Source organism: Roseinatronobacter sp. S2 (genome assembly GCF_029581395.1).
GTDB lineage: Bacteria > Pseudomonadota > Alphaproteobacteria > Rhodobacterales > Rhodobacteraceae > Roseinatronobacter.
The window spans coordinates 2,713,452-2,735,960 of the sequence record NZ_CP121113.1; the positions used below are offsets into that span (position 1 = coordinate 2,713,452).

Below are 22,509 nucleotides of genomic sequence, written 5' to 3' on the forward strand. Positions count from 1 at the left end.
TCGATCCTTTGTTCAGCTTGGCCTTTGTTCAGCTTGGCCTTTGTTCAGCTTGGCCCCAACACGCGTTCCTCGCGTGCAATCGACCAGTCAATGATCTGTTGCCACAATCCGTGCGTCAACTCGGCGTCCAGACCGGCACGCGTGGCGTTTTGGTTAATATTGTCCAGCACCTGCGCCACGCGCTCGTCGATGCGCGCGGGCAACCCTGCGGCGGGCTTCAACTGCGCGGCGCGGTCGATATAGCCTACGCGTTCTGCCAGCAGGGCAATCAGGGCGCAATCAATCCGGTCAATCTCGGCGCGCAATTCGGTCATGTTCTGACATTGTGCTGCACTGGGCATAGGGGACACTCCATTCTTCATGAACCTGCTGCCTCCTACCCTGCGGGCCGGTGCTGTGCAATGTGCCCATAGGGGATGGTGGGCGGGGCGATGCGCGCATATGCGCGCGAGCGTCCGTCCATCACCCCCGCTGCGGTCAGAACAAGCCCTCAATCAGCCCTTCGTCGTTGAACCTGATCGATTGCGCTGCCGGTTTGCGTGGCAAGCCGGGCATGGTCATGATCTCGCCGCAGATGACCACAATGAAACCGGCCCCTGCCGCAAGGCGCACTTCGCGCACCGGCACCGAATGGTTGACAGGTGCGCCCCGGCGGTTCGGGTCGGTGGTAAAGGAATACTGCGTCTTGGCCATACATATCGGCAAATGGCCATATCCCGCCGCTTCCCATTCCTTCAACTGGTTGCGGATCTTGGCATCGGCCAGCACCTCGTCGGCGCGGTATATGCGCCGCGCTACAGTTTCGATCTTCTCGAACAGCGGCATGTCATCGCCATAAAGGGGCGCGAACTGTGCGCGGTCCCCGTCGGCGATTTCCGCAACACGCGTTGCCAGTTCAGCAATCCCCGCCGACCCTTGCGCCCAGTGGCGACACAAGATCGCCTCTGCCCCAAGGGAGGCGACATAGTCCTGAACCGCCGCAACTTCGGCATCTGTGTCGGAATGGAAATGGTTGATCGCCACGACCACCGGAACGCCAAAGGATTTGACATTCTCGACATGGCGTCCAAGGTTCGGACACCCTTTCTTGACGGCGTCCACATTCTCGGCCCCAAGATCGGCCTTGGCCACCCCGCCATTCATTTTCATCGCGCGCACAGTGGCCACGATCACCGCGACCGACGGTGTCAGCCCTGCCTTGCGGCATTTGATGTTGAAAAACTTCTCGGCCCCCAGATCAGCGCCAAACCCCGCTTCGGTGACGACATAATCCGCCAGGCCCAGCGCGGTTTGCGTGGCCACAACCGAATTACAGCCATGTGCGATATTGGCAAACGGGCCGCCATGGACGAAAGCCGGGTTGTTTTCCAGCGTCTGCACCAGATTGGGCTGCATCGCATCTTTCAACAGCACCGTCATCGCGCCCTCTGCGCCAATATCGCGGCAGTAAATCGCGGTCTTGTCACGGCGATACGCAATCACAATGTCACCCAGACGGTTTTGCAGATCTTCCAGATCAGCCGCAAGGCACAGGATTGCCATCACTTCGGACGCAACTGTGATGTCAAATCCGGTCTGGCGCGCAAACCCGTTCGACACACCGCCAAGGCTGACAACAATATCACGCAGCGCGCGGTCGTTCATGTCCATGACACGCCGCCATGTGATGCGGCGTTCGTCAATCTCCAGCTCGTTGCCCCAATAGATATGGTTGTCAATCATCGCCGACAGCAGGTTATGCGCCGATGTGATGGCGTGAAAATCACCTGTGAAATGCAGGTTCATGTCTTCCATCGGCACGACCTGCGAATAGCCGCCGCCAGCGGCCCCGCCCTTCATGCCGAAATTCGGCCCAAGGCTGGCTTCACGAATGCAGATCGCAGCGTTTTTGCCGATTGCATTCAGACCATCGCCCAAACCCACGGTGGTGGTGGTCTTGCCTTCGCCCGCAGGGGTGGGGTTGATCGCGGTCACCAGAATCAGCTTGCCGCGCGTTCGCCCGCGCGCATCGGCCACGAATTCCTGACTGACCTTGGCCTTGTCATGCCCGAAGGGTAACAGATGCTCAGACGGGATGCCCAGCTTCGCGCCGATTTCCTGAATGGGCTTCTTCTTGGCCTCGCGGGCTATTTCGATGTCGGTCTTGAAGGTCATGTGTTCTCGTCCCTGCGGTAAGGTGTCGCTGCTGCCACAGCTATAGCGGTGCGGGGCCGGACACACAGCCGCGATTCCGACATTTTCGGCACCGGAAACGCCTTTCGCATTTCCGATTGGAAACCAAAGGGGTGCAGCGGGAAACCTGCGCCCTGAAACAGTAAAAAGGCACGGGGGGATATGCCCCCCGTGCCTTAGTGTGATTTATAGTTTCAATGATCGCCGTGATCAGCCTTTTTTCAGGCAGCGGCTTCCCAGCACTTCGGCAATCTGCACCGCATTCAACGCAGCACCCTTGCGCAGGTTATCGCTGACGCACCATATGTTCAGGCCGTTATCGATGGTCGAGTCCTGACGGATGCGGCTGATAAAGGTTGCGTATTCGCCCACGCATTCGATCGGGGTGATGTAGCCACCGGCTTCGCGCTTGTCGATCACCAGAATACCGGGCGCTTCGCGCAGAATTTCGCGGGCTTCATCCTCGTCCAGAAAATCCTCGAATTCGATGTTGATGGATTCGGAATGCCCCACGAAAACCGGCACGCGCACGCAGGTCGCCGTGACCTTGATTTTGGTGTCGATAATCTTCTTGGTTTCGGCGACCATTTTCCATTCTTCTTTTGTCGAACCGTCATCCATGAAAACATCGATATGCGGGATGACATTGAACGCGATCTGCTTTGGATAGACGCTTGGCGCCACTTCCTGACCGGGGACATACACGCCCTTGGTCTGGTTCCACAGCTCGTCAATGGCTTCCTTGCCCGACCCCGACACCGATTGATAGGTGCTGACCACCACGCGCTTGATGCGGGCACGGTCATGCAACGGCTTCAGCGCCACCACCATCTGCGCGGTGGAACAGTTCGGGTTGGCGATGATGTTTTTCTTGGTGTAGCCATCCACCGCTTCGGCGTTCACTTCCGGCACCACCAGCGGCACATCGGGGTCGTAACGATACAGCGACGAATTGTCGATCACCACACAGCCCGCCTTGGCCGCGATGGGGGCGTATTTCTGGGTGGCTTCGGACCCGATGGCAAACAAGGCCATGTCCCAGCCCGTGAAATCGAACTGCTCCAGATCCTGACATTTCAAAGTTCGGTCGCCAAAGCTGACTTCGGTTCCCTGAGAGCGGCGCGATGCCAGCGCAGCAATCTCGTCAACCGGAAACTCGCGCTCGGCGAGGATATTCAGCATTTCGCGGCCCACATTCCCTGTGGCACCGACAACGACGACTCTATAGCCCATATTGGCCTCCTTGAAACAAGTGATTGGGCACATACCGCATCCGTGGCGAAAGGTGAAGGGGCGCGTTCTTCAAGGATTTGTGCCACGCTTTTTCACCGCCCCGCGCCTAAGGCCGTCACGCGCCACGCGTATGATTTCATTTTGCATATAATTTAGCCAAAGTGCACAAAATTTAACCGTCTTGCATCTGCGCACGGCCTCGCCCTCGCATTCCGGCGCGCCCCGATGCGGCGGGGCTGGATTGGCCACCCAAGCCCTTGATAGCGACACATCATATATAGAGGTGCGCATGATCCCGCTGAAACTGTCAGACCCCCACCAGCGCAGCAAGGGCCTTGCCCGTGCAGAGTTCTTTGCGCAAGGCGGGCGGGCCGTTCTGGGCGATCTGTATCAACAAGGGTCCGCCAAACTGATTGTTCTGCCGGGGCCGGAACTGGTGTTTCTGAACACATCTGGCGGGTTAACGGGGGGCGACAGGCTGGGCCTGAACATTACCTTGGGCGCGCAGTGCCGCCTGACCGCCACCACCCAGACGGCCGAACGCGCCTATCGCAGCACATCGGGCGCAGCACATGTCGATATTGCCATGACTGTGGGGGATGGCGCGCATCTGGACTGGCTGCCGCAGGAAACCATTTTGTTTGACGCCGCGCAATTGCGCCGGCGCACCATCATCACCCTTGGGGTGGGCGCAAGCTGCCTGATGGCCGAAACCGTGGTTCTGGGACGCGCCGCCATGGGCGAGCATGTCACAGCGCTGGATTTCCACGACTGGCGGCTGATCCGGCACGGCGACACGCCCTGCCATGCCGAGGCCTTGGCGCTGGACGCCCCGCGCCTGAACAGCCGTGCCGCAGGGCTGGCGGGCATGCGCGCGTTTGCAACGCTGGTTCTGGTCGCAGATGGTGCGCAGGACAAACTGGCGCTGGCGCGCGCCGCCCTGCACCCCGACCCAGACGTGAACGCCGCCGCATCCGCGATGCCGGGGCGGCTGGTGGTGCGCCTGATGGCGCGCGACAACTGGCCCTTGCGCAAACAGATGGTGCGGCTGCTGCATGCGCTGCGCCCTTCCCCCCTTCCCCGTGTCTGGCAAATGTGAGTAGATCTTCATGAACCTGAACCCTCGTGAAAAAGACAAGCTTCTGGTGGCACTGGCCGCCATGGTGGCGCGCAACCGGCTGGCGCGCGGCGTCAAGCTGAACCACCCCGAAGCCATCGCCCTGATCACCGATTATGTGGTCGAAGGGGCGCGTGACGGGCGCAGCGTGGCCGACCTGATGCAGGCTGGCGCGCATGTCATCACGGCTGATCAATGCATGGACGGCATTCCATCCATGATCCATTCGGTGCAGGTCGAAGCCACCTTTCCCGATGGCACAAAACTGGTCACCGTTCACCACCCCATCCGCGAAAGGGCACCGACATGATCCCCGGACAGATATTCACCCTTGATGGCGAGATCGAAGTGAATGCAGGCCAGCCGGTCACCACGCTGATGGTTGCCAATACCGGCGACCGGCCCATTCAGGTGGGCAGCCATTTCCATTTTGCCGAAGCCAATGCCGGGCTTGAATTTGACCGCGCTGCCGCCCACGGGCTGCGGCTGGACATTGCTGCCGGAACCGCCGTGCGCTTTGAGCCGGGCCAGCGGCGCGACGTGTCGCTGGTGCCCTATGGCGGGGGGCGTATGGTTTACGGGTTCAATGGCAAGGTTATGGGGGCGCTCTGATGTCATTTCGGCCAAATATGATCCAACAGGATTTCAATAAGCGTTTGAAAAAAAGTGATTATGATCTTTCGAAGAATATCCTTGCTTTGCATTGGTTGCCTCGCTCCTTTGTTTGGAAAAGATCGATTCGCTTGATCGGCAACCCCTCTAATAAGCGCATTTTTTTGTGTTGTGCGGCATTTTTTTCAAGACGCTCCTTGCACCAATTGATTAACAGTCAACTGCTCTTAGGCCTTAAACAACAAGTTAGATCCGTTAGGCTTCTGTTAACTTCTGTTAACTCACCGGACGATCACAAAAGTGTGATGGGGGTGCTGTAAATGTCATACAAGATCACACGCGAAGCCTATGCCGACATGTATGGCCCGACCGTGGGCGACAAGGTGCGGCTGGGCGATACCGATTTGATAATCGAGGTGGAACGCGACCTGATCACCGAACGCGCAGGCGGCGGCACAGGGCCAAACAGCGCGCGCTACGGCGAGGAGGTCAAGTTCGGCGGCGGCAAGGTCATCCGCGACGGGATGGGCCAGTCCCAACTGACCCGCGCACAGGGCGCCATGGATACGGTCATCACCAATGCGCTGATCGTGGATTACACCGGCATCATCAAGGCCGATGTGGGCCTGCGCGGCGGGCGTATTGCCAAGATCGGCAAGGCCGGAAACCCCGACACCCAACCCGGTGTTGATGTCATCATCGGGCCGGGCACCGAAATCATCGCGGGCGAAGGCAAAATCCTGACCGCAGGCGGGTTTGATGCGCATATCCATTTCATCTGCCCCCAACAGATTGATGATGCGCTGCATTCGGGCCTGACCACCATGCTGGGGGGCGGCACTGGCCCTGCGCATGGCACGCTGGCCACCACCTGCACCCCCGGCCCGTGGCATCTGGGCCGGATGATGCAGGCGGCGGATGCGTTTCCCATGAATCTGGCATTCGCGGGCAAGGGCAATGCCAGCCTGCCTGACGCGCTGCACGAACAGGTGCGCGCAGGCGCGGCCGCGCTGAAACTGCACGAAGACTGGGGCACCACACCTGCCGCGATTGATAACTGCCTGAGTGTCGCGGATGAAACCGATGTGCAGGTCATGATCCACACAGATACGCTGAATGAATCGGGGTTTGTGGAAAACACCATTGCAGCCATCAAGGGCCGCACCATCCACGCCTTTCATACCGAAGGGGCGGGTGGCGGCCATGCGCCCGATATCATCAAGGTGGTCAGCAGCCAGAATATCCTGCCCAGCTCCACCAACCCGACCATGCCCTACACTGTCAACACCATCGAGGAACATCTGGACATGCTGATGGTGTGCCACCATCTGGACCGCAAGGTGCCCGAAGATGTGGCCTTTGCGGAATCGCGCATCCGGCGTGAAACCATCGCGGCCGAAGATATATTGCATGACATGGGCGCGTTTTCGGTGATTTCATCGGACAGTCAGGCCATGGGCCGCGTGGGCGAAGTAATCACCCGCACATGGCAGACCGCCCATAAGATGAAGCTCCAGCGCGGGCGGCTGGCCGAGGAGTCCGGCGACAACGACAATTTCCGCGTGCGCCGCTATATTGCGAAATACACCATCAACCCCGCAATCGTGCATGGCATGTCGCGCCATATCGGCAGCGTGGAAGAAGGCAAGCGCGCCGATCTGGTCCTGTGGTCGCCCGCGTTTTTCGGCGCGAAGCCTGAAATGGTGCTGATGGGCGGGTCCATCGTCGTGGCGCAGATGGGCGATCCCAACGCGTCCATCCCCGTGCAGCCCATGCATTCGCGCCCCATGTTCGGGGCTTTTGGGCGGGCAGTCGAACAGTCTGCCGTGATATTCGTGTCGCAGGCAGGGCAATCTGCGGGCATCGGCGCGGAACTGGGGCTGGCAAAATCCACACTTGCGGTGGAGAACTGCCGCGAAATCGGCAAATCCGACATGCGCCTGAACAGCGCCACCCCCCAGATCGAAGTCGACCCCGAAACCTATGAAGTGCGCGCCGATGGTGTGCTTCTGACCTGCGAACCGGCGTCCGAGCTGCCGCTTGCGCAGCGTTATTTCCTGTTCTGATGCCCATGTTTCACCCAAGTCTGGCGCAAGGATGCAACAGTCGCGCAAAAAATGCCGCAGCGCAGCATTGCGCACGCGCTGTTGAGAAGAAATTTACCCCCTGCTGTGATACTGCATATCCGTGGGAGGAGTGTTTCTACCTGACGGAGGGTGAAATGCGACAACGACCAGCAAATTCCAACCTTAGTCCGCAGCAATCCCAGCGGCTTGATTGTTTTCTGGCCTCTACCGGATTTGGCTGCAACCCGTCCCAATCCCGCACGGCGCGCGAAGCTGAATTTGCGCGCCTTGACCGCCTGCCAGATGGCGCGCTTGCGTCCATGGGCCTGAACCGGCGCGGATTGGCGGCGCATGTTTATCGTGATCTTTTCCACATAGGTGCAAAATGACCGACCTTCCTCCCCTGAACCGGCTTTTGAAAACCCGACCCGACCGCTGTGACGGCGCTGTCATTCTGGATTATGACGGACGCATGATCCGGCGCAAACGCCTGACCACCGCCGAAGGGCGCGGCTTCATGGTAAATTTGCCTGAAGTCACAAACCTTGATGCCTATTGGGGCCTTGAGCTGGCAGACGGCACCACACTGGAAATCGTCGCCGCTGACGAACCCCTGATCGAAGTCACCGGCGATCTGCCCCGCCTTGCATGGCATATCGGCAACCGCCACACGCCCTGCCAGATTGACGCAAACCGCATGCTGGTGCGCCACGATCATGTGATTGAAGCCATGTTGCGCCAATTGGGGGCCAGCCTGCGCCATATCAGTGGCCCCTTCACACCCGAAGGGGGCGCCTATGGTCATGGCCGCACGATGGGCCATTCGCATGGGCCGGACACCGGCCATAGCCATGATCATGGGCATGCACATGGCCATGATCATCCCCACCATACGCACGCCTGATCCATGCTGTCACCCGCCGCACTGACCCTTGTCCAATGGCTGTCCCCGGCATTCCCGACCGGCGCCTTCGCCTATAGTCACGGGCTGGAACAGGTCATTGCCGATGGCTGCGTGCATGATGCCGGCAGCCTGCGCGACTGGCTGGCCGATGTGGTGCAGTTCGGCACCGGCTGGCAGGATGCCGTGCTGATGGCGCAGGCGCTGAAGGATGGTGCGGATCCGGATGCGCTGGACGCGCTTAGTGTGGCATTGCAACCCTGCGCCGAACGCCTGTGCGAAGCGCGCGAACAAGGGGCGGCCTTCGCGCGCACCCTTGGCATCATGACGGGCCAGACACTCCCGCCGCGCACCCTGCCCCTGACTGTGGCCTGCGCCGCGCGGCCCCTTGACCTGCCCGCAAGGGACGTGATTGCGCTGTATCTTCAGGGCTTTGCCAGCAATCTGGTCACCATGGGCGTCAAACATATCCCGCTGGGCCAAAGTGCGGGCCAGAAAGTGCTGGCCGGTCTGCTGCCCGTCATCATAGATGTCGCCACGCATGCTGAAGCCGCAGAACCCGATGCATTCGCGAATTCCTGCCTTGCCGCCGATCTGGCCGCAATGCACCATGAAACCAAGGAAACAAGGCTTTACCGGACATGAACACAACGCCTTCCAACATGCACGGCCCGTTGCGCGTGGGTATCGGCGGCCCCGTCGGTGCAGGCAAAACAACGCTGACCGAACATCTGGCGCGCGCGCTTGCGCAGCGCTGTTCCATGGCGGTCATCACCAATGACATCTACACCCGCGAAGATGCGGACGCACTGGTGCGCGCGCAGGTGCTGTCTGCCGACCGCATTCGCGGGGTAGAAACCGGCGGTTGCCCGCATACGGCCATCCGCGAAGATGCCAGCATCAACCTTGCCGCCATTGCAGATCTGAACCACGCCTTCCCCGATCTGGACCTGATACTGATTGAATCGGGCGGCGACAATCTGGCCGCAACCTTCTCGCCGGAACTGGCGGATATCACCATCTATGTCATCGACACCGCCGCAGGGCAGGACATCCCGCGCAAACGCGGACCGGGCGTCACCAAATCCGGCATGCTGGTGGTCAACAAGATTGATATGGCCCCGCATGTGGGCGTTGATCCGGTGTTGCTGGAACACGACACGCAGCGCGCACGCGGGCGCTTGCCCTATGTCATGGCCAGCCTGAAACAGGGGCACGGGCTGGACGTGGTGGTGGCATTCCTTGAACGTGAAGGCGGCCTCGTCCTGCGCCCCGACCCCGCGCAGACCATTCAACGGCAAAGCGCCTGATCCGGTCTTCAGAAACGGACACAGGCGTCATCTGACATGCTATGCAACGGGCTGCATCTATGCGCGGCATCGGCCTTCATCTTGCCAAAAATACTCAAAACCCACCCATCAGGTATGGCCGCACCCCGCCAAGGTGCCGAATCCTGAACATGTTGCCTATTTTGCGGGCGACACTGCATAAGATTTCCGCCCCATTTTTCCAGACACAACGCCGCAATGCAGCAATAATATTAGACACAAACGCGTGATTTTGCCTAATTTTTTGGCATAACCCCGAACCCAACCCTGTTGCCAGCAAATCAAAGCACCCCAAAATTGCATCACGCACGCCTGCGTTCCACAACATATTTGCTGGTTGAAAGATCAGCATCAAACATGCCCAACGGCCTGATCCTGGCAGATGCCGACCGTTGGACATGGCAACAAGAATGCTGCTCTGACGGATATGGGGCCTTGAACGCGTGATTCAACCCGGACCGTCAGTCGCATAAGATCATCAAAGGAGAATGCGTCTTATGACAACCAAAACCCTGCTTGCTTCTGCTGCGGCCTCGGCGTTACTGATCACGTCCGGCCCTGCATTTGCCGATTGCCCGATCAAGGTCGGTGTGCTGCACTCTCTGTCTGGCAGTATGGCCATTTCCGAAACCACGCTGCGCGATGTCATGTTGATGCTGGTTGACCAGCAAAACACCGCAGGCGGCCTGCTGGGCTGCGAAATCGAAGCCGTCGTTGTGGACCCCGCATCGGACTGGCCACTCTTTGCCGAACGTGCCCGCGAATTGCTGACTGTCAATGACGTGGACGTCATTTTCGGGGCCTGGACCTCGGTCAGTCGCAAGGCTGTGCTGCCGGTTCTGGAAGAACTGAACGGGCTGATGTTCTATCCGGTCCAGTATGAAGGGCAGGAAAGCTCGCGCAATGTGTTCTACACTGGTGCTGCCCCCAACCAGCAAGCCATCCCTGCCGTGGATTATTTCCTTGAAGAACTGGGTGTTGAAAGCTTCGCATTGCTGGGCACGGATTATGTGTATCCCCGCACCACCAATGCCATTCTTGAGGCTTATTTGTTGTCCAAAGGCATTGCGGCTGAAGATATTTTTGTAAATTACACCCCGTTTGGTCATTCAGACTGGTCCACCATCGTGTCCGATGTCGTGGCCCTTGGCGCAGGCGGCAAACAGGTCGGCGTGATTTCCACCATCAACGGTGACGCCAATATCGGCTTTTACACCGAACTGGCCGCCCAGGGCGTCAGCGCGGATGATATTCCCGTAGTTGCGTTTTCTGTGGGCGAGGAAGAGCTTTCGGGCCTCGACACATCGCGCCTTGTCGGTCATCTGGCGGCATGGAACTACTTCATGTCGGCAGACACGCCCGAAAATGAAACCTTTATCGCCGCCTGGCATGACTTCATCGGCGATGACAGCCGCGTGACGAATGACCCGATGGAGGCCCATTACATCGGCTTCAACATGTGGGTCAACGCGGTCGAAGCTGCCGGCACCACTGATGTGGATGCCGTGCGCGAAGCAATGTGGGGTCAGGAAGTTCCCAACCTGACCGGCGGCACCGCTGTCATGTTGCCAAACCACCATCTGGCCAAGCCGGTTCTGATTGGCGAAATCCGTGCCGACGGGCAGTTCGACATCATCAGCCAGACCGGCGAAGTCGAAGGCGCCGCATGGACCCCCTATCTGGACGAAAGTGCCACGCTGGTCAGCGACTGGCAGGAACTGGGTTGCGGCATGTTCGACACAGCCACTGAAACCTGTGTCCAGCTGACATCCAACTACTAAGCAAGACGGGATGCAGGCCCAAGGGTTTGCATCCCCCTTATCTGAGTTGCGTCCTGCCTGAAGATATGAAAGCCCCTGCCATGTTGCGACGTCTTCGCCGCGTGCCCTTGTGCGCGTGTCTGATATTCCTTGGTATTTTCGTGGCCCTCATAGCCGCGCCCACAGCCGCGCATGCCCAAAGCACCAGCGACACGCCCTTGCAGGATGTGCTGCAAACCGTGCAGGCGCAGGTCGCAAGCCCGTCACGCGGAACGGTGCCCGATGTTCTGTCGGCCCTGCTGGCGCGCGATGCGCCCGGCACAGTGGAATTTTTGCGCGCATGGCAGGATCGCGGCGTTGTCGAACGCCCCGAAGACGGGTTGTTTTTCGTGGCACATGAAACCGGCGGCATGGTTGAATTGATCGACATTGACAGCGGCGCGGTTGTGGATCAGGTCAGCACCCGTGATGTGAACCAGATACGCCCCAATGCAGGTGTGCGGCGTGAAATCAACGCAGCGCTTGTGCAGTTTGAATTGATGAACCCCGACCCCGCGCGGCGTATCGCGGCACTGGAATCCGCCACCAGAAGCCCCGATCCCGAACAGATACCGGCGCTGGAACTGGCGCTGGACGCGGAATCAGACGCGCGCATTGCCGCGCGCATGGAACGCTTGCTGGACCTGCTGAACGCCCGTTTCACCACCGACACCGCAACCCGTGTCGATGCCATCGACGGGCTGCGCGGCGATATTTCCACCGAAGCGCGGCGCGTGTTGAACCAGCTTTTGCAAACCCGCAGCGATTTCGCCCCAACCCTGCCCGAGGACGCCAACATCGCGCGTATCCGCACCCCCGGGCAGGATATGGACCTGCATGCCGCCTATGCGGTTTTGTCTGAAGCGGGGCTGTTCCCGCCACGGCCGGGGCGCAATGCCATCCGCGATGTGCTGCGCGCCAATGTTGTGGACGGGGCCGTGGGCGGCATTCCGGTTCATCAGCTTGACACGGATGAGGCCCGCCGCACCGCATACCGCGCCTTGCAGGATGCGGGCACTGTGCCGCCACTGGTGACACAGGCCGATATGGAAGCGGCAGTTGCGCAATATGTCTTTTTCGATGCCTATCTGGAAGCGGACGCTGCGGTGACCGACGCCGCAAGCACCGCCCTTGACAGCACGCGCACCCGGATCGGCGCGTTTCAGGCCCTCAGCCTGTCACTCGATGCGCTGTCGCTGGCGTCAATCTTCTTTCTGGCGGCCATCGGGCTGGCCATCACCTTCGGGGTGATGCGCGTGATCAACATGGCGCATGGCGAGTTTATCATGATGGGGGCCTATACCGGCTATGTGGTGCAAACCCTGATCCCCGATTACACCGTGTCGCTGGTGGTGGCCTTGCCGCTGGCATTTGGCGTGACATTCGCCGCAGGTGTTGCGATGGAACGTCTGGTTATCCGGCACCTGTATACCCGCCCGCTGGAAACATTGCTGGCCACATTCGGCATTTCGATTGCACTGCAACAACTGGCCAAGAATATCTTTGGCACGCAGGCCCGCCCCCTGACCGCGCCTGACTGGCTGGCGGGGTCGCTGGCGCTGAATGATATTGTCAGCATCAGCACATTGCGCGTGGGTATATTCTTCATGGCGCTGGCCTTCCTGCTGCTGTTGCTGTTCATCCTGAACCGCACAAGGCTGGGTCTGGAAGTGCGCGCCGTGACGCAAAACCCCGGCATGGCGGCAAGCATGGGCATCAACCCCGACCGCATCAACATGCTGACCTTCGGCCTTGGGTCGGGGATTGCCGGTGTCGCGGGCGTGGCGATTGGCATGTATGCGCAGGTCACATCGGAAATGGGCGCGAATTACATCGTGCAAAGTTTCATGACCGTGGTTGTGGGCGGTGTCGGGTCGGTGTTCGGCACATTGGCGGGCGCGGGGCTTATTGGCGCGCTGCAAAAGGGGATTGAATGGTTCAACCCCACCAACACGCTGGCCGCACAGACCTATATGGTGCTGTTCATCATTTTGTTCATTCAGTTCCGGCCAAAGGGCATTGTTGCCCTGAAGGGCCGCGCTGCAGGGGATTAAGCCCATGGTTTCCACCAATCAACCCGACACCGCCCGCCCTGCCCGCCGCAGCCTGCTGCACACCAACCCGTCGGTGCTGTGGTTCATGGGGCTTCTGGGGCTGTTTACACTTGGGGTCAGCATCCTGTCCGAAGGCATGGGAATTGGCGTGCTGTCCACATCCATGGTCAAGATCCTTGGCATGACGCTGTGCCTGTGCCTGATTGCCATCTGCATGGATGTGGTCTGGGGCTATTGCGGTATTCTAAGCCTTGGGCATTTCGCCTTTTTCGGGCTTGGGGGCTATGCGATCGGCATGTGGCTGATGTATGCGCGCACCGAAATCGTCATTCGCGACAGTTTGGCCAGTGGCACCATCCCGCCCACGGAACTTGAAGTGACAGACGCCGTCGCCGCCCAGATTTTCGGCGTGGTCGGCAGTTCCGAACTGCCCCTGATCTGGAGTTTTGCAGGATCGCTGCCCGTTCAGCTGGCTATGGTGGTGCTGGTGCCGGGGTTGCTGGCGCTGGTCTTTGGCTGGCTGGCGTTTCGCAGCCGTGTGACAGGGGTTTACCTGTCCATCCTGACCCAAGCCATGACATTGGCGCTGTCGCTGTATCTGTTCCAGAACGATACGGGCCTGCGCGGCAATAACGGGCTGTCGGGGCTGCAAAACATTCCCGGTGCGCTGCATGTGCCGCAATCAGTGCTGTCGGTGTGGTTTTTCTGGGCGTCCGCATTTGCACTTGGGGCGGGGTATCTGCTGTTTGCATGGGTGGTGTCGGGCAAATTCGGGTCTGTGATCAAGGCCATCCGCGACAATGAAACCCGCGTGCGCTTTCTTGGCTATAATGTCGAAGGGTATAAGCTGTTTGTCTTTACCCTGACTGCCGTGGTGTCGGGCATTGCGGGCGCGCTGTATTACCCGCAGGCGGGCATCATCAACCCCGCTGAAATTGCCCCCATCGCGTCCATCTATCTGGCGGTCTGGGTGGCGATTGGCGGGCGGGGGCGGCTTTATGGCGCGGTGATCGGGGCGGCGACCGTGTCGCTGATGTCAAGCTGGCTGACGGGGGGCGGCGCGCCCAATATCAATTTCGGCAGTTACAGGTTCCTGTGGACAGACTGGTGGCTTGTGGTTCTGGGCCTTGGGTTTGTGGCCGTCACGCTGTTCTTTCCCAAAGGCATCGGCGGGTTGTTTGACTATCTGGTAAGGAAAAAGCCATGACAACACTTCTGGAAGTGTCTGGCGTGTCGGTCACATTTGACGGGTTCCGCGCCATCAACAACCTGTCCATCGCCATAAGCGAGCCGGAATTGCGCGCCGTCATCGGCCCCAACGGGGCGGGCAAGACGACGTTCATGGATATCGTCACCGGCAAGACCCGCCCAGATAGCGGGTCGGTGCGTTGGGGCGAACGGCAGGTCGATTTGCTGAAACTGTCCGAAAGCCAGATCGCGAAAGCAGGGGTCGGGCGCAAGTTCCAGAAACCCACCGTGTTTGAAGAACAAACCGTGCGTGATAATCTGGCCATGGCACTGCGCAACAAGCGCGGCCCGCTTTCGGTTCTGGTGTGGCATATGACCACCAGTGACAGCGCGCGCATTCTGGAACTGGCCACCGAGATTGGCCTGCAAGACCGCCTTGAGCACCGCGCCGGTGATCTTAGCCATGGGCAAAAGCAATGGCTGGAAATCGGCATGTTGCTGGCACAGGACCCGCGCCTGTTGCTGGTCGATGAACCCGCCGCCGGCATGACGCCCGGGGAACGCGAACACACGACCGACCTGCTGAAACGCGCGGCAAAAACTCGCGCGGTCATGGTCATTGAACATGACATGGAATTCATCCGCAGGCTGGACTGCCGCGTGACGGTGCTGCACGAAGGGTCGGTTCTGGCCGAGGGCAGTCTGGACCATGTCACAAAAAACCAACAGGTCATTGATGTTTATCTGGGGCGATAACGCATGTTGAACGTGGACAATCTGACCCTGCATTACGGGGCATCACAAATCCTGTGGGGGGTGTCGCTGGCAGCGCGCGTGGGCGCGGTGACCGCTGTGATGGGCACCAATGGCGTGGGCAAAACCAGCTTGTTGCGCGCGATTGCAGGCCGCCACCCCTATTCCGGTGGCACCATCACGCTGGACGGGCAAGACCTGCACCACCCGAACGCGGCGCAGGCCGCGCGCGCAGGCATTGCCTATGTGCCGCAGGGGCGCGAAATTTTCCCGCTGATGAGTGTGACTGAAAACCTGCAAACCGGCTTTGCCTGTCTGCCGAAATCCGAGCATCACATTCCAGACCGGATTTATGACCTGTTTCCAGTGCTGAAGCAGATGAAAGACCGTCGCGGCGGAGATCTGTCAGGCGGCCAGCAACAACAGCTTGCCATTGCCCGCGCGCTGATTGCGCAACCCAAAGTCCTGTTGCTGGATGAACCCACCGAAGGCATCCAGCCCAATATCATCAAGCAGATCGGCAAGGTGATCGAATTGCTGCGCAGCGAAGGCAAGATCGCGATTGTTCTGGTCGAGCAGTATTTTGATTTTGCCTATGGTCTGGCAGATGAATTTTGCGTGTTGAATCGCGGCGAGGTGGTGCTGTCACGCCCTGCAAATCAGGTCACAAAAACGGAAATCCTTGAACGGGTGTCGATATAGAACCTGCGCTTCCGCGCCCGTCGGGGGTAGGTAAAATCGTCGCAGGGGGCTAAAAGGGCAAGGAAGCTGTCCTTATGTCACCTTGCGTTGACGTGTTGTCCCGCTACAGTGTCATTATACCCGCGAGTCTGCCGGGTGTCATTTTTGCTGTTAGGCAGCGGGTTCCCCCGCACCGAGAGGAGAGACTAATGATTAAGGTCAAGACCGCAGCGCTGGCTGCGCTGTTCGCCCTACCCTTCGCCGCACATGCGGAACCCACCGGCGACGCCGACGCAGGCGAGCAGAACTTCCGCCAATGCGCCAGCTGTCACGGTATTGTGTCCCCTGATGGCGAAGTTATCCAGCGGCTGGCCCCGACAGGCCCGAACCTGTGGGGCGTCGCAGGCCGCGAAGCAGGCTCTTATGAAGGGTATGAGCGCTTTTCCAACGCCATGCAGGCAGCTGGGTCCGAACATGGCGTGGTCTGGGATGAAGAAAGCTTCGTCGCCTATGTAAACGACCCCATCGGCTACTTGCGCGAAGTCACAGATGATGCACGCGCACGCGGCAACATGAACCACCGTCTGCGCGGTTCCGCCGAAGATATCTATGCGTATCTGGCACAGTTCAGCGCTGAAGAGTAATCCTGACGAAATGGATTCGATCGGGGGCCAGTCATGGCCCCCTTTTTTGTCGACTGCGCGGGTCAGCCGTTCTCGCGCAGGATATGTCCCGCCAGATACAGCGACCCGCAGATCAGCACCTGCGCCTGCGGGTCCTGCGCGGCAATATCGGCCAGCGCGCTGGCAACACTCTCGGCCTGTTGCGCATCAATACCCGCCGAACGTGCGGCATTTGCCGTTTCTTGCGCACTTAGGGTCGCGGCCTCGCCGGGGATGGAGACGGCATATAGGCGCTGTGCCACATCGGCCAGTGGCCGCATGAAACCGCCCACATCCTTGGTGTTCAGCATACCGCAAATCAGCCACAGCCTGTCCAGCTTCATTTCTGCCAGTGTCGCGGCAATCGCCTGCCCTGCCGCCGGATTATGCCCGCCATCCAGCCACAGCCGCCCCTGCGGCAGCGCATCGACCAGCGGCCCTGTGCGAAGGCGCTGCATGCGCGCGGGCCATTGGGCGCGGGTGACTGCCGCGTCTGCCCCTGCCCCGTGCCCCAGCGCGCGCAGTGCAGCCAGCGCCACGCCCGCATTTTGCACCTGATGCGGCCCCGCCAGATTGGGCAAGGGCAGATCCAGCAGGCCGGTTTCATCCTGATAGACCAGCCGCCCGTCTTCGACCCCGACATGCCAATGCTGGCCTTGCACCAGCAACGGCGCGCCAAGGCGCGCGGCGCGCGCTTCAATCACGTCAAGTGCTGCATCATCCTGCGCGGCCACCACACAGGGCACACCACGCTTGATGATTCCCGCCTTTTCGCCCGCAATTTCGGCCAGCGTGTCGCCTAAGTATTGCTGATGGTCCAGACTGACAGGGGTGATGATGCTCAGCGCCGGTTGTTCGACCACATTTGTGGCATCCAGCCGCCCGCCCAAGCCCACTTCCAGCAGCGTGTAATCTGCGGGGCTGCGGGCAAATGCCAGAAGTGCCGCGCAGGTAGTGATTTCAAAATAGGTGATCGTATCCGGACCATTGGCGCGCAGGCATTCATCCAGCAAATCCGACAGGTCGGGTTCCGAAATCAACGCGCCCGCCAGCCGTATGCGTTCATGAAACCGCGCCAGATGCGGGCTGGTATAGGCATGCACGCGGCACCCCGCCCCTTCCAGACCGGCACGGATCATGGCCTGCGTGCTGCCCTTGCCATTCGTGCCCGCAATATGAATGACCGGCGGCAAGCGGCGTTCAGGATGATCCAGCGCCGCCAGCAGACGCCAGACACGGTCCAGCGTCAGATCCATGATTTTGGGGTGGAACGTCATCATGCGCGCCAGCAGCGCATCAGACCCTGTATCTGCCACGGGTTAGCGCCCCTGTTTCGGGTCAGATTTCGCCGGTCGTTCCGTCTGCGCGGCAGCCTGCGGTGCGGGCTGCGGTTCCGGCTGTGGGTCCGCAGCCGGTTCCGGCGCGGGCAGGTCGCCATACACAACCGGCCCTTGTGCTGTCAGCATCCGCAGCACAGTCGCAATCTCGGATCGCAGGTCCTTGCGCGGGGTCACGCGGTCCAGCATGCCGTGTTCCAGCAGATATTCGGCGCGCTGGAAACCGGGGGGCAGTGTTTCGCGGATGGTTTGTTCAATCACACGCGGACCGGCAAAGCAGATCAGCGCATTGGGTTCGGCAAACTGCACATCCCCCAGCATTGCGTAGCTGGCAGTCACGCCGCCTGTGGTCGGGTGGGTCAGCACCACGATATAGGGCAGGCCCGCTTCACGCAGCATATCCACCGCGACAGTCGTGCGCGGCATCTGCATCAGCGACAGGATACCTTCTTGCATGCGCGCGCCACCGGCTGCGGAAAACAGCACCAGCGGCAGTTTGCGCGCAATCGCATGTTCGGCACCGGCAATGATGGAATTGCCGACATACATGCCCATGGACCCGCCCATGAAGCCGAAATCCTGCGCGACCGCAACAACGCGGGTGCGCAGCACCTGACCTTCGGCCACAAGCATGGCTTCCTTCTCGCCCGTGGTTTTTTGCGCGGTTTTCATCCGGTCGGGATATTTTTTCTGGTCGCGGAAATGCAGCGGGTCCGCGATGGGCTGCGGCACTGCGATTTCGGTGAACATGCCACCATCAAAGAAATTCGCGAATCGTTCCCGCGGCGAAATCGGCATATGGTGGTTGCACGATGTGCAGACCTGCTGGTTCTGGGTCAGTTCCCGATGAAACAGCATTGTGCCGCATTCGGGGCATTTGACCCATAAATTCTCGGGCATCTCCCGCCGTGAGAAAAGCGAGTTGATCGTCGGGCGAACGTAATTTGTAATCCAGTTCATCGAAGTATCCTGAAGGGCGTCTGGCCTGAGATAATCGCCGCGCGCACGAAATGCAATCAGCGAGCGCGCAGCCACCACCTGCATATCGCCCATACCAGCACCATGCCCGCCATATCCAGCCCCAGCATATAGGTCATGATCTCGGTATCCTTGGGGCCGAAGGGCAGCCGGTACAGCGCCAGTCCGTCCAGCGCCTCTCCGGTGGTGAACAGGAACATGGCCAGCAGGTTATTGGCAAAATGCAACCCCCACGCCATGCCAAGGCTGCCGCTGCGCGCCGTCAGATCAGCCAGCAGCAGCCCGAAAAACCCCGTCACAAACACCACCATCCAAACCGCATTTCCCATCTCATCGGGCGCATAATGCACCAGCCCGAACAGCACAGACGGCAGAACCATCCACACCCATCGCGACACAAACCGCGCCGCAAGCTGTTGTTGCAGATACCCGCGAAACACCACTTCTTCCGCGCCGGTCTGGATCAGCAGGCCCACCAGCGCAACCGGCAGCCATGCCAGCCAGACGCCCCAAGCCACCCCGCCGCCCAGATCGACGAACAGCAGCACATACAGCACCCCCGGAACCGAGATCGCCAGAAATATTCCCAGCCCGGCCAGAAAATCGCGCCAGACCACTGCCCAGGGACCAAAGAGCGACGCAATGCTTCGATGATGGATCAGCCGCACCGCAACGAATGCGCCCAGCGCCATGCCGGTAAAGGTAAACAGCAACGCCACCAGCGACGCAGGTGTTCCGCCAAGCCCTACAGCATCAAGGCTGGCGTCAAGGCCATGCCACCCCGTCAGCCCCCAGAACCCCGCCCCCATCAGCGCCATCCAGCCCAGATAGATAGCCAGCAGAATGATCATGCCCAGAAACAGCCGCCACAGTTGCGGACGCAAGCGGGCGGGGGCTACGAAACGGTCAAAAATCAATGGCTGCAACATGACAGGTCAGATCCCCGAAGATAAAAGCGTATTTCCGAACAAATTGGCACTGGTGCGCCCTGCTTCAAGCAGATCATGCGCAGGGTGACAATGGCGCGATGACATGACAATGTGACACCTTATCGTGTTAAGGAACAGGTCATGGCCGCCGCAACAGTTGTTCTGGTTGTCATATTGCAGGTGGGTTTCATCATCCGTGCGTTGCTGCGCGCGGGGCTGTCGCCGTCTGCGCGACTGGCATGGGTGACCATAATCTCGGCGCTGCCGGGTGTGGGAATCGCTGCATATTTCCTGTTCGGGGAAATCCGGCTGGCGCGCGCGGGGCGCGAAAGAATGCGCGAGGTGCGCATTAAACTACGGGCCGCACAGCGCACCATGTCCACAGATGTGATCGCACATACGGGGGCTGCGCATCCCGCATTTGCAGCAGGTCTTGCCACAAGCCAGTTCCCGCCGCTACGGGGCAATCGCCTGACCCTGCTGTCCGAAGGCGATGACATGATGCATGATGTCTTTGACGCCATAGCGCAGGCGCAAGATCATGTGCATGTGCTGTTCTATATCTGGTTGCCCGACGATACCGGCACGCGCATGGCACAGGTGCTGATGGATGCCGCGCGGCGCGGGGTCAGTTGCAGGGTGCTGGTCGATGATCATGGCGCGCGCCGCCTGATCCGGTCAAACCTGTGGCAACTGATGGGTGCTGCGGGTGTCGCGCTGGAACGCGCGGCCCCTGTCGGCAATCCGTTTGTCAGCTTGCTGTTCCAGCGCATCGACCTGCGCAATCACCGCAAGATCATCGTCGTGGACAACCGCCTGAGTTGGGTGGGCAGCCGCAACTGCGCCGATGGTGCCTTCGCCATTAAGCCACGGTTTGCGCCATGGGTGGATATTCTGGTGCGGGTGGAAGGGCCGGTTGTGCAGCAACAACAGGCCGTGTTCCTGCATGACTGGATGACACATCACGCCGAAGACCTTAGCCATATGCTGCGCGCGCCCGCCCCGCCCGCGCCCAACGGCCAGGACGGCGGCGTGACCGCGCAGGTCATCGCGTCGGGGCCGGATGACATTTACACCACACCGTCAGATGCGTTGCGCGCCATGATCTATGCCGCGACCGACCGGCTGATGCTGACCACGCCCTACTATGTGCCCGACCCCGCATTGCATACGGCCATCTGTTCAGCGGCGGAACGCGGTGTGCAGACCGACCTGATTTTACCCGCCCGCAATGACAGCGCCATAGTCGGCGCCGCCAGTGAAAGCCTGTATCCCGATCTGCTGCGCGCAGGCGTGCGCATTCATCTGTTCAGACCGGGGCTGATTCATTCCAAGATTGTCACGGTTGACGGCCAGTTCGGGATGATCGGCACAGCCAATCTGGACCATCGCAGTTTTGATCTGAACTATGAAAACTCGTTATTGTTCAAATGTGCCGGTTTTACCGAATGTCTGGACCAGCGCCAGCGCAGCTATATCGACCGTGCCACACGGATCGACCGTGCCGATGTGGCCGACTGGTCCATCATTCGCAGGTTGCGCAACAACACGCTGGCCCTGGCAAGCCCGCTGTTGTGAGGGGCGCGCGAAACGCCCTGAACCACAGAACATACGCCATGGGCACAGGAAATCGCAGGCAATGACGCAAACTTCGCCCATGCAGTCTTGTTGCCCACCCCGGCGCACCCTACATGCAGGCTTATGTTCATGAATTTACCCTTCCTTCCGAAAAAGCCGTCCGTGGCCGTCATCCGGCTACAGGGCATGATTGCCGCAAGCGCCAGTCCGGGGCGGCTGAATGATGCCAGCCTTGCGCCACTTATCGAGACTGCATTCAGGCGCGGCAAACCTGCGGCTGTGGCACTGGTGATCAATTCACCGGGCGGCAGCCCCGTGCAAAGCGCGTTGATTGCGGCACGCATCCGCCGGCTGGCAGAGGAGGTGAAAATACCCGTTCACGCCTTTGTCGAAGATCTGGCCGCGTCGGGGGGCTATTGGCTGGCCACGGCGGGCGATGATATTCATGTGGATGCAAATTCTATCGTCGGCTCCATCGGGGTTATTTCGGCAGGGTTCGGGCTGCATGACCTGATTGCGCGCTATGGCATTGAACGGCGGGTCTATACATCGGGCACGTCCAAATCCCAGCTGGACCCGTTCCGCCCCGAAAACCCCGAAGATGTGGCCCGCCTGCGCGCACTGCAAGATCAGGTGCATCAGAACTTCATCGCGCAGGTCAAGCAACGACGTGCCGTGAAGCTGGCAGATGACGACAACCTGTTCACTGGCGAATTCTGGGTAGGCAGCCGCGCGGTCGAGTTGGGACTGGCCGACGGGCTGGGCCATCTGGTGCCGATGATGAAGGCGCGCTACGGTGACAAGGTGCGCTTCCGGCCATATGGCATTCGCCGCCCCTTCCTGTCGCGGCTGGGTCTGGGCATCATGTCCGATGCGCTGGAATTGTCGCAAGAACGCGCCCTGTACGCACAATACGGAATGTAGGCGCATGATCATCAAAATCGTCGCCGCATTTCTGGTGTTTATGATCGTGATGGGCGCGATCAAGAAATTCATGAACCCGTCGCATAGAACACCACTGGACCGGCTGCGTCAGACAAAACTGCCACGCCCGCGCAAATGCAAGACCTGTGGCAAATTCCTGCTGAACGGCGATGCGTGTCGTTGCAAGGGCTGATCCG

The 22,509-nt window shown here is 60.0% G+C and carries 23 protein-coding genes; 17 read left to right on the plus strand and 6 right to left on the minus strand.

Features of this window, described 5'->3' with window-relative positions; genetic code table 11:
* Window positions 1-44 precede the first annotated feature (44 nt).
* The 3 genes from P8S53_RS13020 to P8S53_RS13030 form a co-directional block, all read right to left on the minus strand.
* Complete coding sequence (locus P8S53_RS13020; protein WP_277804399.1) at window positions 45-341, minus strand: chorismate mutase; 297 nt, start codon at window positions 339-341, stop codon at window positions 45-47.
* Between the two features lie 136 nt (window positions 342-477).
* On the minus strand, window positions 478-2,154 hold the full coding sequence (locus P8S53_RS13025; protein ID WP_277804400.1) for a formate--tetrahydrofolate ligase: 1,677 nt from the start codon (window positions 2,152-2,154) through the stop codon (window positions 478-480).
* A gap of 228 nt (window positions 2,155-2,382) precedes the next feature.
* Window positions 2,383-3,405 carry an aspartate-semialdehyde dehydrogenase gene (locus P8S53_RS13030; protein ID WP_277804401.1) on the minus strand — a complete coding sequence of 341 codons (1,023 nt, stop codon included), beginning with the start codon at window positions 3,403-3,405 and terminating at the stop codon, window positions 2,383-2,385.
* A 289-nt stretch (window positions 3,406-3,694) separates the two neighbouring features.
* Here P8S53_RS13030 and P8S53_RS13035 point away from each other — a divergent pair, with 289 nt between their 5' ends.
* The 14 genes from P8S53_RS13035 to P8S53_RS13100 all read left to right on the plus strand — a co-directional run bounded on the left by P8S53_RS13035 (window position 3,695) and on the right by P8S53_RS13100 (window position 16,548).
* Window positions 3,695-4,504: an urease accessory protein UreD gene (locus tag P8S53_RS13035; protein WP_277804402.1), complete on the plus strand. Its 810-nt coding sequence runs from the start codon at window positions 3,695-3,697 to the stop codon at window positions 4,502-4,504.
* A 10-nt stretch (window positions 4,505-4,514) separates the two neighbouring features.
* Entirely contained in the window at window positions 4,515-4,832 is a 318-nt protein-coding gene (locus P8S53_RS13040) for an urease subunit gamma (protein WP_277804403.1), read from the plus strand.
* Window positions 4,829-5,134 (plus strand): urease subunit beta, encoded by a 306-nt coding sequence (locus P8S53_RS13045; RefSeq protein WP_277804404.1) that lies wholly within the window; start codon window positions 4,829-4,831, stop codon window positions 5,132-5,134. Before P8S53_RS13040 ends, P8S53_RS13045 begins: the two co-directional genes overlap by 4 nt.
* A 320-nt stretch (window positions 5,135-5,454) precedes the next feature.
* On the plus strand, window positions 5,455-7,200 hold the full coding sequence (gene ureC / locus P8S53_RS13050; protein WP_277804405.1) for an urease subunit alpha: 1,746 nt from the start codon (window positions 5,455-5,457) through the stop codon (window positions 7,198-7,200).
* 155 nt (window positions 7,201-7,355) lie between these two features.
* Entirely contained in the window at window positions 7,356-7,589 is a 234-nt protein-coding gene (locus P8S53_RS13055) for a hypothetical protein (RefSeq protein WP_277804406.1), read from the plus strand.
* The gene (locus P8S53_RS13060; protein ID WP_277804407.1) at window positions 7,586-8,104 is read left to right on the plus strand and encodes an urease accessory protein UreE; all 519 of its coding nucleotides are present in this window, start codon (window positions 7,586-7,588) and stop codon (window positions 8,102-8,104) included. Before P8S53_RS13055 ends, P8S53_RS13060 begins: the two co-directional genes overlap by 4 nt.
* A 6-nt stretch (window positions 8,105-8,110) precedes the next feature.
* The gene (locus P8S53_RS13065; RefSeq protein WP_306417932.1) at window positions 8,111-8,746 is read left to right on the plus strand and encodes an urease accessory protein UreF; all 636 of its coding nucleotides are present in this window, start codon (window positions 8,111-8,113) and stop codon (window positions 8,744-8,746) included.
* Window positions 8,743-9,411, plus strand: coding sequence for an urease accessory protein UreG (gene ureG, locus P8S53_RS13070; RefSeq protein WP_277804409.1), 669 nt, complete (start codon window positions 8,743-8,745; stop codon window positions 9,409-9,411). The genes P8S53_RS13065 and ureG overlap by 4 nt, the downstream gene beginning before the upstream one ends.
* A 515-nt stretch (window positions 9,412-9,926) precedes the next feature.
* A complete protein-coding gene (gene urtA / locus P8S53_RS13075) occupies window positions 9,927-11,210 on the plus strand; it encodes an urea ABC transporter substrate-binding protein (protein WP_277804410.1) in 1,284 nt (427 codons plus the stop codon).
* An 80-nt stretch (window positions 11,211-11,290) separates the two neighbouring features.
* Entirely contained in the window at window positions 11,291-13,282 is a 1,992-nt protein-coding gene (gene urtB, locus P8S53_RS13080) for an urea ABC transporter permease subunit UrtB (protein ID WP_277804411.1), read from the plus strand.
* 4 nt (window positions 13,283-13,286) lie between these two features.
* Window positions 13,287-14,489, plus strand: coding sequence for an urea ABC transporter permease subunit UrtC (gene urtC, locus P8S53_RS13085; protein WP_277804412.1), 1,203 nt, complete (start codon window positions 13,287-13,289; stop codon window positions 14,487-14,489).
* Entirely contained in the window at window positions 14,486-15,226 is a 741-nt protein-coding gene (gene urtD, locus P8S53_RS13090) for an urea ABC transporter ATP-binding protein UrtD (protein WP_277804413.1), read from the plus strand. Before urtC ends, urtD begins: the two co-directional genes overlap by 4 nt.
* Window positions 15,227-15,229: 3 nt before the next feature.
* On the plus strand, window positions 15,230-15,925 hold the full coding sequence (urtE, locus tag P8S53_RS13095) for an urea ABC transporter ATP-binding subunit UrtE (protein WP_277804414.1): 696 nt from the start codon (window positions 15,230-15,232) through the stop codon (window positions 15,923-15,925).
* Between the two features lie 188 nt (window positions 15,926-16,113).
* Window positions 16,114-16,548 (plus strand): cytochrome c family protein, encoded by a 435-nt coding sequence (locus P8S53_RS13100; RefSeq protein WP_277804415.1) that lies wholly within the window; start codon window positions 16,114-16,116, stop codon window positions 16,546-16,548.
* 62 nt (window positions 16,549-16,610) lie between these two features.
* On the opposite strand, the gene P8S53_RS13105 is transcribed toward P8S53_RS13100, so the two are convergent.
* Genes P8S53_RS13105 through P8S53_RS13115 form a run of 3 tightly spaced genes read right to left on the minus strand, consistent with a single transcriptional unit; the run spans window position 16,611 to window position 19,810 of the window.
* Complete coding sequence (locus tag P8S53_RS13105; RefSeq protein ID WP_373418524.1) at window positions 16,611-17,846, minus strand: folylpolyglutamate synthase/dihydrofolate synthase family protein; 1,236 nt, start codon at window positions 17,844-17,846, stop codon at window positions 16,611-16,613.
* A gap of 39 nt (window positions 17,847-17,885) precedes the next feature.
* The gene (gene accD / locus P8S53_RS13110; protein ID WP_306417933.1) at window positions 17,886-18,863 is read right to left on the minus strand and encodes an acetyl-CoA carboxylase, carboxyltransferase subunit beta; all 978 of its coding nucleotides are present in this window, start codon (window positions 18,861-18,863) and stop codon (window positions 17,886-17,888) included.
* Window positions 18,864-18,919: 56 nt separating this feature from the next.
* A complete protein-coding gene (locus P8S53_RS13115; RefSeq protein WP_277804418.1) occupies window positions 18,920-19,810 on the minus strand; it encodes a CPBP family intramembrane glutamic endopeptidase in 891 nt (296 codons plus the stop codon).
* A 141-nt stretch (window positions 19,811-19,951) separates the two neighbouring features.
* Between P8S53_RS13115 and cls the strand changes: the two genes are divergently transcribed.
* The 3 genes from cls to P8S53_RS13130 all read left to right on the plus strand — a co-directional run bounded on the left by cls (window position 19,952) and on the right by P8S53_RS13130 (window position 22,505).
* On the plus strand, window positions 19,952-21,388 hold the full coding sequence (cls, locus tag P8S53_RS13120) for a cardiolipin synthase (RefSeq protein WP_277804419.1): 1,437 nt from the start codon (window positions 19,952-19,954) through the stop codon (window positions 21,386-21,388).
* 123 nt (window positions 21,389-21,511) lie between these two features.
* Window positions 21,512-22,312, plus strand: a complete 801-nt coding sequence (locus tag P8S53_RS13125) for a S49 family peptidase (RefSeq protein WP_306417809.1) — start codon at window positions 21,512-21,514, stop codon at window positions 22,310-22,312.
* Window positions 22,313-22,316: 4 nt separating this feature from the next.
* On the plus strand, window positions 22,317-22,505 hold the full coding sequence (locus P8S53_RS13130; RefSeq protein WP_277804421.1) for a hypothetical protein: 189 nt from the start codon (window positions 22,317-22,319) through the stop codon (window positions 22,503-22,505).
* The last annotated feature ends 4 nt before the right edge of the window (window positions 22,506-22,509 follow it).

What these genes read in the sequence shown, in the direction of transcription:
- P8S53_RS13020 (WP_277804399.1), bottom strand. Translation starts at nt 341, where the DNA reads ATGCCCAGTGCAGCACAATGTCAGAACATGACCGAATTGCGCGCCGAG.
- P8S53_RS13025 (WP_277804400.1), bottom strand. Translation starts at nt 2,154, where the DNA reads ATGACCTTCAAGACCGACATCGAAATAGCCCGCGAGGCCAAGAAGAAG.
- P8S53_RS13030 (WP_277804401.1), bottom strand. Translation starts at nt 3,405, where the DNA reads ATGGGCTATAGAGTCGTCGTTGTCGGTGCCACAGGGAATGTGGGCCGC.
- P8S53_RS13035 (WP_277804402.1), top strand. Translation starts at nt 3,695, where the DNA reads ATGATCCCGCTGAAACTGTCAGACCCCCACCAGCGCAGCAAGGGCCTT.
- P8S53_RS13040 (WP_277804403.1), top strand. Translation starts at nt 4,515, where the DNA reads ATGAACCTGAACCCTCGTGAAAAAGACAAGCTTCTGGTGGCACTGGCC.
- P8S53_RS13045 (WP_277804404.1), top strand. Translation starts at nt 4,829, where the DNA reads ATGATCCCCGGACAGATATTCACCCTTGATGGCGAGATCGAAGTGAAT.
- ureC (WP_277804405.1), top strand. Translation starts at nt 5,455, where the DNA reads ATGTCATACAAGATCACACGCGAAGCCTATGCCGACATGTATGGCCCG.
- P8S53_RS13055 (WP_277804406.1), top strand. Translation starts at nt 7,356, where the DNA reads ATGCGACAACGACCAGCAAATTCCAACCTTAGTCCGCAGCAATCCCAG.
- P8S53_RS13060 (WP_277804407.1), top strand. Translation starts at nt 7,586, where the DNA reads ATGACCGACCTTCCTCCCCTGAACCGGCTTTTGAAAACCCGACCCGAC.
- ureG (WP_277804409.1), top strand. Translation starts at nt 8,743, where the DNA reads ATGAACACAACGCCTTCCAACATGCACGGCCCGTTGCGCGTGGGTATC.
- urtA (WP_277804410.1), top strand. Translation starts at nt 9,927, where the DNA reads ATGACAACCAAAACCCTGCTTGCTTCTGCTGCGGCCTCGGCGTTACTG.
- urtB (WP_277804411.1), top strand. Translation starts at nt 11,291, where the DNA reads ATGTTGCGACGTCTTCGCCGCGTGCCCTTGTGCGCGTGTCTGATATTC.
- urtC (WP_277804412.1), top strand. Translation starts at nt 13,287, where the DNA reads ATGGTTTCCACCAATCAACCCGACACCGCCCGCCCTGCCCGCCGCAGC.
- urtD (WP_277804413.1), top strand. Translation starts at nt 14,486, where the DNA reads ATGACAACACTTCTGGAAGTGTCTGGCGTGTCGGTCACATTTGACGGG.
- urtE (WP_277804414.1), top strand. Translation starts at nt 15,230, where the DNA reads ATGTTGAACGTGGACAATCTGACCCTGCATTACGGGGCATCACAAATC.
- P8S53_RS13100 (WP_277804415.1), top strand. Translation starts at nt 16,114, where the DNA reads ATGATTAAGGTCAAGACCGCAGCGCTGGCTGCGCTGTTCGCCCTACCC.
- P8S53_RS13105 (WP_373418524.1), bottom strand. Translation starts at nt 17,846, where the DNA reads ATGATGACGTTCCACCCCAAAATCATGGATCTGACGCTGGACCGTGTC.
- accD (WP_306417933.1), bottom strand. Translation starts at nt 18,863, where the DNA reads ATGAACTGGATTACAAATTACGTTCGCCCGACGATCAACTCGCTTTTC.
- P8S53_RS13115 (WP_277804418.1), bottom strand. Translation starts at nt 19,810, where the DNA reads ATGTTGCAGCCATTGATTTTTGACCGTTTCGTAGCCCCCGCCCGCTTG.
- cls (WP_277804419.1), top strand. Translation starts at nt 19,952, where the DNA reads ATGGCCGCCGCAACAGTTGTTCTGGTTGTCATATTGCAGGTGGGTTTC.
- P8S53_RS13125 (WP_306417809.1), top strand. Translation starts at nt 21,512, where the DNA reads ATGTTCATGAATTTACCCTTCCTTCCGAAAAAGCCGTCCGTGGCCGTC.
- P8S53_RS13130 (WP_277804421.1), top strand. Translation starts at nt 22,317, where the DNA reads ATGATCATCAAAATCGTCGCCGCATTTCTGGTGTTTATGATCGTGATG.